10 protein-coding genes, 10 pseudogenes and 1 other annotated feature are annotated in these 13,163 nt (G+C 61.4%); of the genes and pseudogenes, 9 read left to right on the forward strand and 11 right to left on the reverse strand.

The window, feature by feature from the left end; translation table 11 throughout:
- Nucleotides 1-111: 111 nt before the first annotated feature.
- Nucleotides 112-414: pseudogene (locus tag IVA93_RS39785) on the reverse strand (integrase core domain-containing protein); the annotation flags it as partial.
- 43 nt (nucleotides 415-457) lie between these two features.
- On the opposite strand from IVA93_RS39785, the pseudogene IVA93_RS39790 reads away from it, so the two are divergent.
- A pseudogene (locus tag IVA93_RS39790) lies at nucleotides 458-1,830 on the forward strand (IS30 family transposase).
- Between the two features lie 40 nt (nucleotides 1,831-1,870).
- Here the strand turns inward: IVA93_RS39790 and IVA93_RS39795 are convergent.
- From IVA93_RS39795 to IVA93_RS39810, 4 genes and pseudogenes are all read right to left on the reverse strand, one after another.
- Nucleotides 1,871-2,805: pseudogene (locus IVA93_RS39795) on the reverse strand (IS3 family transposase); the annotation flags it as partial.
- Nucleotides 2,405-2,521, reverse strand: a sequence feature (AL1L pseudoknot). (Overlaps the previous pseudogene by 117 nt.)
- A gap of 48 nt (nucleotides 2,806-2,853) precedes the next feature.
- Complete coding sequence (locus IVA93_RS39800) at nucleotides 2,854-3,183, reverse strand: phage portal protein (RefSeq protein ID WP_247790163.1); 330 nt, start codon at nucleotides 3,181-3,183, stop codon at nucleotides 2,854-2,856.
- Nucleotides 3,080-3,952 carry a nodulate formation efficiency C protein gene (locus IVA93_RS39805; protein ID WP_247790164.1) on the reverse strand — a complete coding sequence of 291 codons (873 nt, stop codon included), beginning with the start codon at nucleotides 3,950-3,952 and terminating at the stop codon, nucleotides 3,080-3,082. The genes IVA93_RS39800 and IVA93_RS39805 overlap by 104 nt, the downstream gene beginning before the upstream one ends.
- A gap of 284 nt (nucleotides 3,953-4,236) precedes the next feature.
- Nucleotides 4,237-4,438: pseudogene (locus IVA93_RS39810) on the reverse strand (transposase); the annotation flags it as partial.
- Nucleotides 4,439-4,676: 238 nt separating this feature from the next.
- On the opposite strand from IVA93_RS39810, the pseudogene IVA93_RS39815 reads away from it, so the two are divergent.
- Nucleotides 4,677-5,610, forward strand: a pseudogene (locus IVA93_RS39815) (IS110 family RNA-guided transposase); the annotation flags it as partial.
- A 289-nt stretch (nucleotides 5,611-5,899) separates the two neighbouring features.
- Here the strand turns inward: IVA93_RS39815 and IVA93_RS39820 are convergent.
- Nucleotides 5,900-6,823 (reverse strand): annotated as a pseudogene (locus IVA93_RS39820) (IS256 family transposase); the annotation flags it as partial.
- Here IVA93_RS39820 and IVA93_RS39825 point away from each other — a divergent pair.
- Nucleotides 6,770-7,051 (forward strand): replication initiation protein RepC, encoded by a 282-nt coding sequence (locus IVA93_RS39825; protein ID WP_247790182.1) that lies wholly within the window; start codon nucleotides 6,770-6,772, stop codon nucleotides 7,049-7,051. The pseudogene IVA93_RS39820 and the gene IVA93_RS39825 overlap by 54 nt on opposite strands.
- 985 nt (nucleotides 7,052-8,036) lie before the next feature.
- Here IVA93_RS39825 and IVA93_RS41500 read toward each other — a convergent pair.
- Nucleotides 8,037-8,240: a tyrosine-type recombinase/integrase gene (locus tag IVA93_RS41500; protein ID WP_524536895.1), complete on the reverse strand. Its 204-nt coding sequence runs from the start codon at nucleotides 8,238-8,240 to the stop codon at nucleotides 8,037-8,039.
- Here IVA93_RS41500 and IVA93_RS41505 point away from each other — a divergent pair.
- From IVA93_RS41505 to IVA93_RS39850, 5 genes and pseudogenes are all read left to right on the forward strand, one after another.
- Nucleotides 8,239-8,709 carry a hypothetical protein gene (locus tag IVA93_RS41505; RefSeq protein WP_524536896.1) on the forward strand — a complete coding sequence of 157 codons (471 nt, stop codon included), beginning with the start codon at nucleotides 8,239-8,241 and terminating at the stop codon, nucleotides 8,707-8,709. The two genes, IVA93_RS41500 and IVA93_RS41505, sit on opposite strands and share 2 nt — an antisense overlap.
- 175 nt (nucleotides 8,710-8,884) lie before the next feature.
- Nucleotides 8,885-9,322 carry a tyrosine-type recombinase/integrase gene (locus tag IVA93_RS40710; protein WP_253075725.1) on the forward strand — a complete coding sequence of 146 codons (438 nt, stop codon included), beginning with the start codon at nucleotides 8,885-8,887 and terminating at the stop codon, nucleotides 9,320-9,322.
- A complete protein-coding gene (locus tag IVA93_RS40715) occupies nucleotides 9,262-9,459 on the forward strand; it encodes a tyrosine-type recombinase/integrase (protein WP_253075726.1) in 198 nt (65 codons plus the stop codon). Before IVA93_RS40710 ends, IVA93_RS40715 begins: the two co-directional genes overlap by 61 nt.
- Nucleotides 9,460-9,591: 132 nt before the next feature.
- Nucleotides 9,592-9,762 carry a hypothetical protein gene (locus tag IVA93_RS39845; protein WP_247790165.1) on the forward strand — a complete coding sequence of 57 codons (171 nt, stop codon included), beginning with the start codon at nucleotides 9,592-9,594 and terminating at the stop codon, nucleotides 9,760-9,762.
- Between the two features lie 49 nt (nucleotides 9,763-9,811).
- A pseudogene (locus IVA93_RS39850) lies at nucleotides 9,812-10,156 on the forward strand (tyrosine-type recombinase/integrase); the annotation flags it as partial.
- A 145-nt stretch (nucleotides 10,157-10,301) separates the two neighbouring features.
- On the opposite strand, the pseudogene IVA93_RS39855 reads toward IVA93_RS39850, so the two are convergent.
- A pseudogene (locus IVA93_RS39855) lies at nucleotides 10,302-10,475 on the reverse strand (tyrosine-type recombinase/integrase); the annotation flags it as partial.
- Here IVA93_RS39855 and IVA93_RS39860 point away from each other — a divergent pair.
- Nucleotides 10,466-10,706, forward strand: a pseudogene (locus IVA93_RS39860) (tyrosine-type recombinase/integrase); the annotation flags it as partial. The pseudogenes IVA93_RS39855 and IVA93_RS39860 sit on opposite strands and share 10 nt — an antisense overlap.
- Nucleotides 10,707-10,901: 195 nt before the next feature.
- On the opposite strand, the gene IVA93_RS41510 reads toward IVA93_RS39860, so the two are convergent.
- The 3 genes and pseudogenes from IVA93_RS41510 to IVA93_RS39870 form a co-directional block, all read right to left on the reverse strand.
- On the reverse strand, nucleotides 10,902-11,300 hold the full coding sequence (locus tag IVA93_RS41510; protein WP_524536897.1) for an avidin/streptavidin family protein: 399 nt from the start codon (nucleotides 11,298-11,300) through the stop codon (nucleotides 10,902-10,904).
- 679 nt (nucleotides 11,301-11,979) lie between these two features.
- Nucleotides 11,980-12,468 carry a hypothetical protein gene (locus tag IVA93_RS41090; RefSeq protein ID WP_346771690.1) on the reverse strand — a complete coding sequence of 163 codons (489 nt, stop codon included), beginning with the start codon at nucleotides 12,466-12,468 and terminating at the stop codon, nucleotides 11,980-11,982.
- Nucleotides 12,469-12,550: 82 nt separating this feature from the next.
- A pseudogene (locus tag IVA93_RS39870) lies at nucleotides 12,551-13,121 on the reverse strand (DDE-type integrase/transposase/recombinase); the annotation flags it as partial.
- Nucleotides 13,122-13,163: the final 42 nt, after the last annotated feature.

Genomic DNA, 13,163 nt, shown 5'->3' on the forward strand with positions numbered 1-13,163 from the left:
GACCTGATCTTGCTCGTTAGCTCTGAACAAGCCGGCGTCTGTTCGCGGCGACGCACGCATGAAAGACAGGACTGAACCGCTCCGGGTTTGCCGGAGACCATTTGGTTTAAGTTATGCCGCCATGGCAGGGTGTTCCAGCATGGCGTAGTAGCGTTGCTCGGCTTCGGCCGGCGGGATGTTGCCGATGGGCTCGAGGAGGCGTCGGTTGTTGAACCAATCCACCCATTCCAGCGTCGCGAACTCGACGGCCTCGAAGCTGCGCCATGGTCCGCGCCGATGGATCACCTCGGCTTTGTAGAGACCGTTGATGGTTTCGGCGAGAGCGTTGTCATAGGAATCTCCGACGCTGCCGACAGAAGGCTCGACACCAGCTTCAGCCAAGCGCTCGGTGTACTTAATGGATACGTATTGGGCGGATTCAAACGGTCGTCGCAACACTCGGAGTTTGGAGGTTGCGATGAACGCTGTAAGGCGCAGATCGGAGCGGTCAGGACGAGCCCCATTGCCGTCGCCAGGACGGCCCTCTGTTGCGGGGCGCAATGAACAGAATAAATTTTGGCGGGCGATTGCCGCTGGGTTAAGCAGCGAAGATGCTGCACTCGAAGCCGGATTGTCACAACCTGTCGGAAGCAGATTATTCCGAAAGGCGGGCGGCATGCCACCAGCGATGTTCAGATCTTCGGCAAAGGCGCTCTCCGGGCGGTACCTCTCGTTGATTGAGCGCGAGGAGATCGCACTTCTCAAGGTGCAGGGCCATTCCATACAGGAGATCGGACGTCGCCTGGGGCGGGCTGCTTCGACAGTCTCCCGTGAACTGCGGCGCAATGCGGCACCCGCGGCGGCGGGTTGGAGTATCGGGCAACAACTGCCCAATGGCATGCGGATCGATCCGCTCGCCGGCCCAAGCCGACCAAGCTTGCGCTCAATGCGACCTTGCGCACTTATGTGGAGGAGAAACTTGCTGCCGGCGTCGTAGCCCCGACCGGCGCTCCCGTTCCTGGTCCCTCCGTTCCGTGGAAGGGGCGCCGGCATGGCCCGCGCAAGGATCGGCGATGGGCCAAAGCCTGGAGCCCTGAGCAGATTGCCCGACGCTTGCCGATCGACTTCCCGGACCACAAGACGATGCGCATCAGCCACGAAGCTATCTATCAAGCTCTCTTCGTTCAGGGCCGCGGCGCGCTACGCCGCGAGCTGACGGCCTGCTTGCGAACAGGGCGTGTATTACGGATGCCCAGAGCGCGCGTACGCAGGCGAGGCAAGGGCTTTGTCTCCCCGGAGATCATGATCAGTGAACGTCCTGCTGAAGCTGCCGATCGAGCAGTGCCGGGGCATTGGGAGGGAGACCTCATCCTCGGCGTTGGCAGCTCGGCAATCGGCACGCTGGTCGAGCGCACGACGCGCTTCACGATGCTATTGCACCTTCCCCGGTTGGCGGGACATGGCGAAGCTCCGCGCGTGAAGAACGGACCTGCGCTCGCGGGACACGGGGCTGAAGCCGTGCGCGACGCGATCACGCGCACCGTCATCACCTTACCTGAAGAGCTCCGTCGCTCGCTAACCTGGGATCAGGGGGCCGAAATGGCTCAGCACGATCGTCTCACGATCGATGCGGGTATCCAGGTCTACTTCTGCGACCCGCAAAGCCCTTGGCAGCGCGGCACTAACGAGAACACCAACGGGTTGCTGCGGCAGTACTTCCCGAAAGGCACAGACCTGAGCATCCACAGCGCCGAGGAGATATCCGCTTTGGCAGCGGCTCTCAAGGCCCGACCGAGAAAGACACTAGGCTGGAAAACGCCAGCGGAGGCGCTTGACGATCTGCTGTCATGAGTGAAAGTCACTGGTGTTGCGACGACCGTTTGAATCCGCCTTGGCTGCCTCTGTCGCTGTGGTGCACGAGCCCGCCGCGATGAACCGGCCGGCGATCGTGTAGGGCCTGTTCCAGCGCATCGAGAACGAAGCCTGCATGCGCCGTGCGCGAGGCTCGCCAGCCCACGATCCTGCGGGCGTAGGCGTCGATCACAAAGGCGACGTAGACAAAGCCGGTCCAGGTCGCGACATAGGTGAAGTCGGAGAGCCAGAGGACGTTCGGCCTTGGCGCCTTGAACTGGCGGTTGACGTGATCCAGCGGGCATTGCGCAGCCTTGTCGCTGATCGTGGTCTTGACGGGCTTGCCGCGGATGACCCCTTGTAGGCCCATGTCCCGCATCAGCCGCGACACCGTGCAACGGGCGACATCGAAGCCTTCGCGCTTGAGTTGGGGCCGGACGTTGCGCACGCCGTAGACGGAGAAGTTCTCGTCAAAGACGCGTCGAACCGCGATCTTCAGAGCAGCATCCTGCCTGGCGCGCGCCGACAGCTTGGCCGGATCGCGCCGCTTGGCGACATGGGCGTGGTAGGTCGAGGGGGCGATCGGCAAAACCTTGCAGATCGGCTCGACCCCATGCGCCCCACGATGATCGTCGATGAAAGCGATCATGGCTTGGACCGGCGGTCGAGCTCCGCCATCGCAAAATGGGCGCTTGCCTTGCGCAGGATCTCATTGGCCTGCCGAAGCTCGCGGTTCTCCCGCTCGAGGGCCTTCAGCTTCTCGGCCATGTCGGTCGGAACGCCGGCCCGCTGCCCGCTATCGATCTCGGCCTTCTTGACCCAGTCATGCAGCGTCTGCGGCGTGCAGCCGATCTTGGCCGCAATCGATGTCACCGCCGCCCAGCGCGACGGATGCTCGCTGGCGTGATCCAGAACCATCCGAACCGCGCGCGCCCGGACCTTGGGCGAAAACTTGTTCGTCGTGTTGCTCGTCATGGCTCCATCCTTTCAGGAGTTGGAGCCTCCGGCAAACCCGGGGGCGGTTCAATCACCGCTTTGCGGTTGTGGGTCCTCGAGCGAGGACGGCTTGATGCCCGCGCCGATCACGTTGCCGACGAAACTCTCGATGGCGGCATTCGCATGCGGGTTATTCCGCAGTATGTCGCGAGCGCGGGCGCGCAGAAGCTCGCGCGGCCATGACGTAATGACCTCGGCGGTGAAAGTAGCTATCCATGATAGACGGCCCGGGCCTCGTGCTTGTCTACTGCTTTCATTTGGGTGATGTTTTTCGGGCCCCCTCGACTGCTTGCTGGTCTTTCGGATCTGCAAGTTCAGACCAAGAGTCGGGTGGATAAGCAGCGATAAGCGTGGCAAAGAAGGATTGTGGCTCCCAATCTTGCTCTTCGCGCTTCTCGAAAATGATGACTCCGTCACGGGCAACATGACTAGGTCCGGGAGTATTGCAGTCGACCGGCAGCTCCACGCGCCACAGGACGCCCTTCCCAGTTTGCTGCTCGTCTACTTTGGACAAGTAGCGCATTCCGACCGGCTCACCGATATAGCAGCGGCCGCGCCGCAGAAGATCGCCCAGCTTGCCTTGAGGGGTCGTCACGAAGTTGAAGCTAGCGGGATCACGCAGGAAGCGACGTTTCACGCCTCTTTCCTTGTTTGTTACTTCGTCAGAAACGAGCGAAAGTGCGAACGCCTGCCATCCCAGTTCCATCGGCTTTGCATACGGAGCCACAAGTTTCACTTTGCCATCGGGTGCCACTTCCCATGTGACCGTATACTCGTCCTTTCCTTCATCAGACCCACGTTTGGCCCAAGAAAAGACAACGAGCTCGCCGGTGTCGGTCTTTGGCCCAAGCTCCCACCCCCTGGGAACGAAGTGGGCTACCATCGAGACCTTGGCGAAGATTTGCTCCGCCGTCTCACCGTCCTGCGCTCGCCAAGTTGATCTGACCTTGTCAATTAGGGCGTCGCCGTCCGAACGGACACCATAGTCCTTACCGGCACCATCGTCCTTACCAGCCAGCCCGCCGGGCAATACCAGCCATAAGCCAAAGCCAAGACAACCCCCGAGACCGATGCCGAACCAAAGTAAGCGCCTTGCAGTCATTTCTCTTACCCCGACGTACTCCACGCAGCCGCTCTCCACGCAGCCGCTCCAAGTCGCATCGTAAGTCCGAAGAGACCTGCGACACACCTATCAGGATTGGTTGGCCGCCGGGCGTTGTCCGGCGGGCCATGCAGCGGAGAAGCCACTTCTTTTGCGAGAAGCCAAAGGCCGAAAACGTTCTGTGCGTTATGTTCAGCAGAACCAATCATGGGGGTCCGGCTAAGCCATCCCCTCGGAGCCGCCGTCGCAGCGGGCTAGCGACGGCGGAGGAGAGGGGTGGCCCATCCCATTTGTGGCCCTGAGCATGGTCAGGCCGCCTGGCGCAGGGCCTGCTTCTTTTGTTCCTGGAGCAGATCCATGTCCAGATGGCGATGGTCCTCGAGCCCAGGTGTGACGCTCGACGGTGAGTGCACCGACAAGCCGCAGGCCGCTCTCGGCATTGGGGACGATTCGCACGACATTGGTGCGCCGCCAAATATCCTCGTTGGCGCGCTCCAGCATGTTGGTAACCGGTATGAGATTTCTCGGTGCCAACGTTCCGCTGCGGTGTTCTGCGTCGTGGCGTATGGTGCGACCATCGGGACAGAGGCACCGGGAGCACGATGTGCGGGCAGGCCGATGCATTCGATGAGCCGCGAGCTCGAGTTAGTAGCTGGCCGCCTCTGCGACTCGCCCGGTTGCGCTGGGAGCGCGAATCCGTAGTTGTCGTGTCGCCCGCAGCTCCCGTCATATCAAGCAGGAGGTGCAAATGCGACGGGTGATTGGCATCGACGTCCACCGAACTTTCGGGGAGGTGGTGATTTGGGAGGATGGCAGGCTCCGACATGCGGGCCGCATTGATATGACGCGGACTGCGTTGGAGGGATTTGGCAAGACCCTGCTGGCCAGTGATGAGGTGGTGGTCGAGGCGACCGGCAACAGCATGGCGGTATCGCGGGTTCTGGCACCGTTCGTGGCACGGGTGATTATCGCCAATCCGCTGCAGGTGAAGGCGATCGCCCAGGCTCACGTCAAGACCGACAAGATCGATGCCGGCACGCTCGCCAGTCTGCAGGCGGCTGGGTACCTGCCGCAGATCTGGACGCCTGACGCGGAGACGGAACGCAAGCGTCGGCTGGTGGCGCGGCGCTACCAGGTCGTGCGGCATCGCACGCGGCTCAAGAACGAGGTGCATTCGATCCTGCACGCGCACCTGATCCCGAAGTGCCCGCATGCCGATCTTTTCAACGGCCGCGGCCGGGCGTGGTTGGCCGCCCAACCGTTGCCGGACGATGAGCGCGCGGCGATCGATCGGCACGTCCGCGAGCTTGACCGGCTGGCGGAAGATCTGGCCCTGCTCGACCGCGAGATCGCGCAGGACGCCATCGACGATTCCGCGGTCAACAGATTGATGACGATCACCGGCGTCAACTTGGCGGTCGCAGCCGGCATCATGGCGGCGATCGGCGACATCAGCCGGTTCAACAGCCCGCAGAAGCTGGTGAGCTATTTTGGGCTGAACCCGCGGGTCCGGACTGGGCGCCGCCCATCACGGCCGCATCAGCAAGATCGGCCGCAGTCACGCGCGCGCCATGCTGGTCGAGGCGGCCTGGGCAGCGGCCAAGGCGCCCGGTCCGCTGCATGCGTTCTTCGTCCGCATCCGCGCCCGGCGCGGCCATCAGATCGTCGCGGTGGCCACCGCTGACGCTTGCAGCCCACGCGTCACGCTTCGCCACGAGGTCGCCCGCGCCCGACAACCATAATCGCAGTTGACGGCAACTTCCAGTCTGGCTAGTCCCGTTCCATGCAGCGTGCCACCGTGCTCGTGCCGGTCAAGGCCAAGCCTTGCGGTGGCCGCAAGTGCGGCCAGCCTTGACCGCCCCTGCGCGCGGCGGCTGCAAGATTGATGGCCGGGACGGAAGAATGACCTGCGGCCCGGCCGAACAAAAGAATGGACGTGCAGCTATTTCCGCAATCGTCGTCTCGGCCCAAAAATCGCTTGTCAATCTCATCCGTCGTCCACAGGTGTTTCCAGTGCTCGGCCGGGAAGTCGTAGAACGCCAGTAGGGTGTTCCGATCCTTGCGCAGGCCGTCGGCCGCCTTCTCGTATTTGGGCGTGTAGCTCTCGATGAAGGCGTCGAACGCCAGCTCGCCAGCCGCCTTCCAGAACCCGAGTGCGCCATCTGCGATGGTAAGCTGCGGCGCCACGTCGAGCCCGCGCCGCTTCAGATCGAGCAGCAGATCGCGCCAGTCCTGCGCGCTCTCGCGGGCGCCATCGGTGAAGCCGACCAGTTCCTTGCGGCCTTCCGGCGTCGCGCCGATCAGCACCAGGATGCACTGCTTTTCGTCTTCGAGGCGCGCTTGGAGATGGATGCCATCGGCCCAGATGTAGACGTAGCACTTCGCCGACAGATCGCGCCTCTGCCACGCGGCGTGCTCGTCGAGCCAGCCATCCTTCAGGCGACCGATGGCGGATGCCGACAACCCGGCAGCATCCTTGCCGAGCAGCGCAGCCAGCGCCTCAGAGAAGTCGCCGGTCGAGATACCCTTCAGGTAAAGGATCGGCAGCAGCGTCTCGATCGACTTCGACCGGCGCATGTCGGGCGGCAGGATCGACGGCGAGAACCGGATGCGGCCAGGATCGGCGGCGTCCGCTTCGCGATCGCGTACACGCGGCTGGCGGACGGCGACCGGACCGATGCCGGTCATCACCTCGCGCTCCGGCAGGTGACCGTGGCGGACCACGCGCTGGTGGCCGTCCCGGGTCTTCAAATCGGCATGCTGGCCTAGAAAGTCTGCAACCTCGGCCTCGACCGCCTGGGCCAGCAGGGCACGCACTCCATTGCGCAAGACTTCTGTGAGTTGATCGTCGAAGATTCCTGGCTGAATCAGATGGATGACGTTATCGTTGGACAACGGCATATCGCTCCTTCGGTGGAGAAGTGGAGGCGTCAAGCACCCCCACGATATGCCGCCTTCCCGATTCCCGCCGTCACCACTTTCAGCGATAGCTCGGATGCCTGCCCCAACATGCACTGGCTGATCAAAGGGGGCGAAATTCGGCAATGGAAGGATTTGCTGGCCGCCGCGGAGGTTGCTCGGCCGACGCTGGCGATCAGCCCCAGCGCCGGACGAGGCGCGTGAGGTGCTGGGTGAGTCGTGTCGTCATGGTGACGACATCAACGGGCGCAGTACGGCGGCGATAGCTCTCAACGTTCGTCTCGATGATGGTGCCGTGGTGGACGAAATGATCCGCTTCGCGAAATCAAGCCGTTATGAAGGTGCTATAAGACTCACCGGAGAGCCCAACAAACCCTCTGGTCGGCAGCGCCTTTGGCGCCGCGGTTCCGTGCTGTCTGCATTCAGTCGGGCAGAACAATTGCACATCATCACAACGTGGCGTCAATAGTATGAAGAATGCGGGTTAGTTCAGTCGTGCTGATCCAACATCGGGCGCGTCGCTTCCGCGAGTGAAAAAACGCGTTCCCGAATTCCGGCGGCGTAGGATTCTCGCGCTCGATTGCGAGAAATACGCTTGGGGCGTCGTGTCTGACCATTTCTGTGGCCTGGATCAGATGATCGAAGCTCGCCGTTGTCAATCGCCTCGGCAGAGGCTCCATGCGCACGAGAACCTTGGCGACAAGATGCGTGATACCCTGAACAATCGCGGCTTCCCGATCGTGCTCCTCCCGCGACACAATGTGCACAGTGAGCCCGAGCATGCATCGCAGGAAAGCCCCGATTTTGAGGACCGAGCGGCCCCGCACAGGGCACAGCGCGATCTTAAGTCCGGCAATTCCATTGCGGGCGCTTCCTGGCCCGAACAGAGGGTGCGTTCCAACGATCTCAACGAACGACGGTAGCTCAGCCCTCATCACTTCGATAGGGCGCATCTTTACTAAGCCGACATCGACTAAGCGTGTGGTTCGATATCGATGAGCTTACAGGTTTATGCCGACCGGCGAACTATGCCGAGCGCCGTTGGAGCGCAGGTTCGCTCTCAAGGCAGGCACCGAATTGCGACATTTGGCTCTCGGCATTTTTTGAGACATCAGAGCGCGTTCAGGAACTCGAGCAGCCGGTCATTGGGCTGGAATCGTTTTGCCCTCTGGCGGTCATGCGGTTTGAGTTAGGCAAGCGCGGCCTCCTTGAGCTCGAGATGAGCATGGAGATAGGTCTGGGTCGTCTCGATCGACTCATGGCCGAGCCAAGGCGCGATCACTGAACAGTCGACGCCCGCCTGCAGCAGCTCCATGGCGGCGGTGTGCCGCAGGACATGCGGCGAAACCCGTCGATTGCAGAGAAACGCAGCCAGCGCACGCCAGCGCGACATGTTTGTTCAGCAGCGACTGGATGCCGGTCTGTGCAGAGCTGGCCGCCGTGCGTGTTGGGAAACAAGGCTGTGGCACCTCGCCTGGGCGGTTCCTTCAGCCAAGCTCGCAGCACGAGCTGAGGCTATTCGTGATCTGATGGATTGGCACGTCGGCGGCGGGCATGATCCCAGGAGCTTGGACGAAGACCGGGTGGAACGGTTCTTCGACCATCGATCTCAACATTGGGCCATTAACGCGGGCGACCGGGCGGCACTTCGGCGCTTGCTTTCGGTGTTACGAGACAATGGCTTGATCGCGCTCTCCGCTCCGGTCGAGCTCACCGAGCAACAGCGGATCGTTGAAGATTTCTCTGCCTACATCATCAACGACCGAGGCCTGTCCCATAGCGCCAGCGACGCCGCGCGCTGCTCGCGCGACGCTTCCTACAGGAGATCTATCCGGAGGGACCATGCGAGTTCACGATCCTAAATCCGGAGCTCGTCATCGGGTATGTCGAGCGCCACGCCCTCGATGGCGCTGCGGACAGCGGCAAGGCGATGTGCTGGAGTTTGCGCGCGTTACTGCGTTACCTCCATTTGCGAGGGCGTATTGATAGTCCCTTGGCGGACTGCGTGCCGTCGATCCGCCGCTGGCGCCACGCAGGTTGCCAACATTCCTGCCGCCGCACAAGGTTCAGCAGGTTCTCGATGGCTGCGACCGATCGACGCCGATGGGTCTCAGGGATTATACCATCCTCATGGTCCTCGCCAAGCTGGGTTTGCGCGCCGGCGAGGTCGTGGCCATTACGCTCGATGATTTCGATTGGAGCACGGGCGAGATCCTCGTTCATGGCAAAGGGCGCCGCACGGCGGTCATGCCGTTACGTCGCGATGTCGGCGGGGCTCTCGTTGCCTATCTCCGCCAAGGACGGCCCACGTCGACGAGCCGGCATCTGTTCCTCCGGATGCTCGCGCCGCACGTCGGTTTTACATCCGGCTGCGCCATCACGAAGATCGCCAAGCCGGCCCTCGGCCGGCTGGCATTCACGGCTACGCTCATCACGGCGCGCACCTTTTCCGGCATAGCCTCGCGACAGACCTGATACGCTCAGGGGCGAGCTTCAACGAGATCGGACAGTTGCTCCGCCACCACAGCACGGATAGCACCAGGATCTACGCCAAGCTCGATATCGAGACGCTCCGCACGCTGAGCCAGCCCTGGCCGGGAGGTGTGCAATGAGCCGGCTTCGGAACGTGCTCGAGCGCTATATCCGGATGCGACAGGGCCTGGGCTATAAATATGATAGTCCGGGACGCCGCCTAGCGGAGTTCGGCAGCTTCATGGGAGCCCGCGGTGCGGAGACCATCACCCGTGGCGCTGGCTATGGAGTGGATTACGCAGATCGGAACGCAGCCAACCTGGGCTATTCGCCTGACCGACGTGCGTTTCTTTGCCCAGCATGTTGCCCATTTCGATCCTTTGACCGAAGTGCCGCCGACGGACCTCGTGCCAGCTGCCCGGCGGGCAAAGCCCTATCTATAGTGACGCCGAGATCGAGGCTTTGTTGGCCGCGGCCCTGGCACTACCGCCAGTGAACGCTCTGCGCCGCTGGACCTATCATTGCCTGTTCGGGCTGATCGCGGTGGCAGGGCTTCGCCATTCCGAAGCGCTCAACCTGTGCCGCGATGACTTCGATCTCGACCAGGGCGTGCTCACCATCCGCGAGAGCAAGTTCGGCAAGTCGCGGCTGGTCCCGCTTCACGCCACGACGGTCGCCGTGCTCAGAGACTATTCGGCGCGCCGGGATGCGCATCTTGCTCCGCCGCGGAGCCCCTGTTTCTTCGTGGCCGAACAAGGTGGCCGTCTGCTGCATCAGTACGTGCATCGCGTCTTCTGGCGGCTTTCGCGGCAGATCGGACTTCGGCGGAAGCGCGAGCGCAACGGCCCCCGCATTCATGACCTGCGTCACCGTTTCGCGGTCCAGACGTTGAATGCGATGGTGTTCGCGCTCGCGCCGCGGTGCCGCATGAGCCGATCGGTGAACCAGCGTTCGATGAGCGCGGGAAGATCGCAGGAGTCGCTCATGACCGTGCCTCCCAACGCTTGTCGAGCCGTCGCGCGGCATGGCTCATCAACTCCGGCGTGGCGGACAGGGTGTCGCGCACATAGGCATGGCCCAGAAACGTCGATAGCACGGGCAGTTGCTGCTCTATGTCTTGCCCAGCGCGGTACCAGTTGATCGAGCGATAAACGGCAGCTACATTTCCTCACGCGCGAGGAGATTAATGCCATCGTCTCCCGCCCCGACCAGTCGACCTGGCTCGGACGGCGCGATTACGCACTATTGCTGCTCGCAGTGCAAACAGGCTTGCGGCTTTCGGAGCTGGTCGGGCTGGAACGCCATGCGGTGACTCTCGGTCGCGGTGCGCATGTCCGATGCGTCGGAAAGGGACGCAAGGAGCGATGCACACCGCTGACGAAGACGGCTCCCCATCGTCCGGGTGAGCGGTCAGTACTCCATCTTCGAGCTGCCAAGCGGCTATGACTGCAAGAGGTGGCGCAGCAACTCTGTAGATTGAGGGGAGCTGCTGCACGCGCTGAGGTCTACACAGCTTGGCGAAGTCTTCCTCCGCCGGCGGCGTACGGCGAGACAGACTCCGCTTACTTGCACCAGATTTGGTCTACCTCATCGTGAAGAAGTCCCGGCCAATCATTTTATGAAAGTTCCAGTCCGCTCCCACGTAGTACAGCTTCCATCGAGTTGGAATTTTGTTGCCAGCTACGCGGCCAGTCCAGATCGTGATTGTTCTGCAGGTCGAAGCCGTGGGTGACGTCCAATTGACGTAGAAGTTTATTTTGTCCGCCGTGACGTTTCCCGCCGTAGCGTAAGGCTGTCCCCGGCACGAAAATCCAGTCGCGTTATTCACATACGTTCCCGTGAAATTTCCTGTCGATGCATCTAGCGTCTGTATCGAAAGAACCGAGCCCCTCTGATTTACCCATGTAGAGGGGACCGGCAACTGCGCGTAAGCCGGTAGCGATACGAGCGAAACGAGAAGCAACGCAAACAAGCGTGTCATAGTGTTCTCCTAGGCCGCAGCTCAAAATGCTAGACCGCTTATAGATCCGGCTCATAAAGGGCAGTGACCTGCGCACATGGAAGCCCACCCCGGCGCTCCACCCGCGCTCGACAGAACAGGATGGCCTGAGGATTCAGTCGCGTTCGCAAAACAGGCCGCCTTTACAGACCGGCGATCATAGCAAAGCATTAAGTTCGCAAACAATCACTGACGAGATCTGGTAGTAGACAGGGCTCGTTCGTGATGTTTCAACACTTTCAATTAGCCATAATCTTTTGCCTCGATCGCGGCTCCCAGTTCGATATCAGTCAGCCGTGATAGTCCGCGCCCGATAACGGTATTTCCTGGAGGCGGATCGTTGGCTCTGGCCAAATATCCTCAGAGCCGCGCGATCTTGACGACATAGTGCGAGAGCGTGCTTCGCCGAGGGCGATCGCCACCCCTGTCTTTGACCAAATGATCAAGAAGCCTGAGTTCGGGATCTGTCAGCGCCGTCTGCGGTAGGGCATTCGGCGAAGAGCGATTGAGCATCGTCAATCCAGAAGACGCGCCAACTTACGATGCAAAAAACAGCGATCAGATTGACCAGACGCTCAGCGGTGCGCAATTTCGAGTCCTCCGCCTTGCAGCCTAATTTGAGGACCTTATGGAAGACTTCGATCTTCCACCTCAACGCGTACTATTCGATCTTCTCGACGGCGTCGTTGCGCGATTGGACCGAGAGATCGGTGAGGAGCTTCCACTCGATCTTCTTTCGCCGCTTCGGCGTTCCCCGCTCTTGAGCATGGATCACGGTCAGAGTGAGTGCGGGATATTTCTTCTGCTTACCGATCGGCGGCAGAATTCGAAGCTTGCGGAAACGAATTTCGAGAAGCGCCTCATCCGGATCGTCTTTGTCGTCCTTGACCTTGATCCGATGTAGGCCTTTGACCGTAACCTCATCCATTTCGTCGGCATTTGTATGATTGCCGTCCCCGGCAAGCCGATCAACACAGGTTCGCACCAAGAAGTGTGTTCCAACCTCCTCGGCCAGGCAAAACAGCTCATAGATGTCGCTCTCGCGATCACCAATATGAACGCATCGTCCAGGGGCAGCGAGAAGGTCGGTCGATTGCCGTACATTCTCCAGGCAGCGGATACTCTCCTTCTGCTCGATCGGAACACGCATTGGATTGATCTTCCGCTTCAGCGCCGTCGTCCCCTTGAACTTCTTGCGTGTCCAAAACTTGATTGCCGCCAGTCCGCGCGGAAGGCCGGCCGTGCAGCGCCAAGACATCCTCCAGGGGTCTCGACGCAGAAGGCCACTTCCATCGTGATCGATAACCGCCATGACAATACTCGTCGGGTAGCCCAATCGAGCACGACAGCGAGATACACGAAGCCGCGCGCCATCGGGATGTAAGTGATGTCCATCGCCCAGACCTGGTTCGGACGCGTGATCTCCATGCCGCGCAGCAGATACGGATAAATCTTGTGGCCGGGCTCCGGCTTCGTGGTTCGGGGGCGGCGATAGAGCGCTTCTATCGCCATCCGCCGCATCAGCGTTTTGACATGCCGGCGGCCGATCTTGCACCCCTCGGCAGCCAGCAGGCCTCTCAACATCCGCGAACCGGCGAAAGGAAACTCCAGATGCAGCCGATCGAGACGCCGCATGACCGCGAGATCGGCGTCCGACACCGGGCGCGGCAGGTAATAGACGCTGCCACGGCTGATCTGCAAGACTTCCGCTTGCTTCGTGATCGACAAATCGTGCTCGCGGTCGATCATCGCTTTGCGCTCAGCAATCCCGCCTTGGTGAGCGCACCTTCTAAAAAACTGGTCTCAGCGCTGCTCGCTCCCTGTGGGATAGAAACGCATCGCCGC

The organism is Bradyrhizobium sp. 155 (assembly GCF_023101105.1).
GTDB lineage: Bacteria > Pseudomonadota > Alphaproteobacteria > Rhizobiales > Xanthobacteraceae > Bradyrhizobium > Bradyrhizobium canariense_D.

Bases quoted from the DNA above. Each gene is read 5' to 3' on its own strand.
- IVA93_RS41090 (WP_346771690.1), bottom strand. From the start codon at position 12,468: ATGCGTGTTCCGATCGAGCAGAAGGAGAGTATCCGCTGCCTGGAGAAT.
- IVA93_RS41510 (WP_524536897.1), bottom strand. From the start codon at position 11,300: ATGACACGCTTGTTTGCGTTGCTTCTCGTTTCGCTCGTATCGCTACCG.
- IVA93_RS41500 (WP_524536895.1), bottom strand. From the start codon at position 8,240: ATGTCGCGCTGGCGTGCGCTGGCTGCGTTTCTCTGCAATCGACGGGTT.
- IVA93_RS41505 (WP_524536896.1), top strand. From the start codon at position 8,239: ATGTTTGTTCAGCAGCGACTGGATGCCGGTCTGTGCAGAGCTGGCCGC.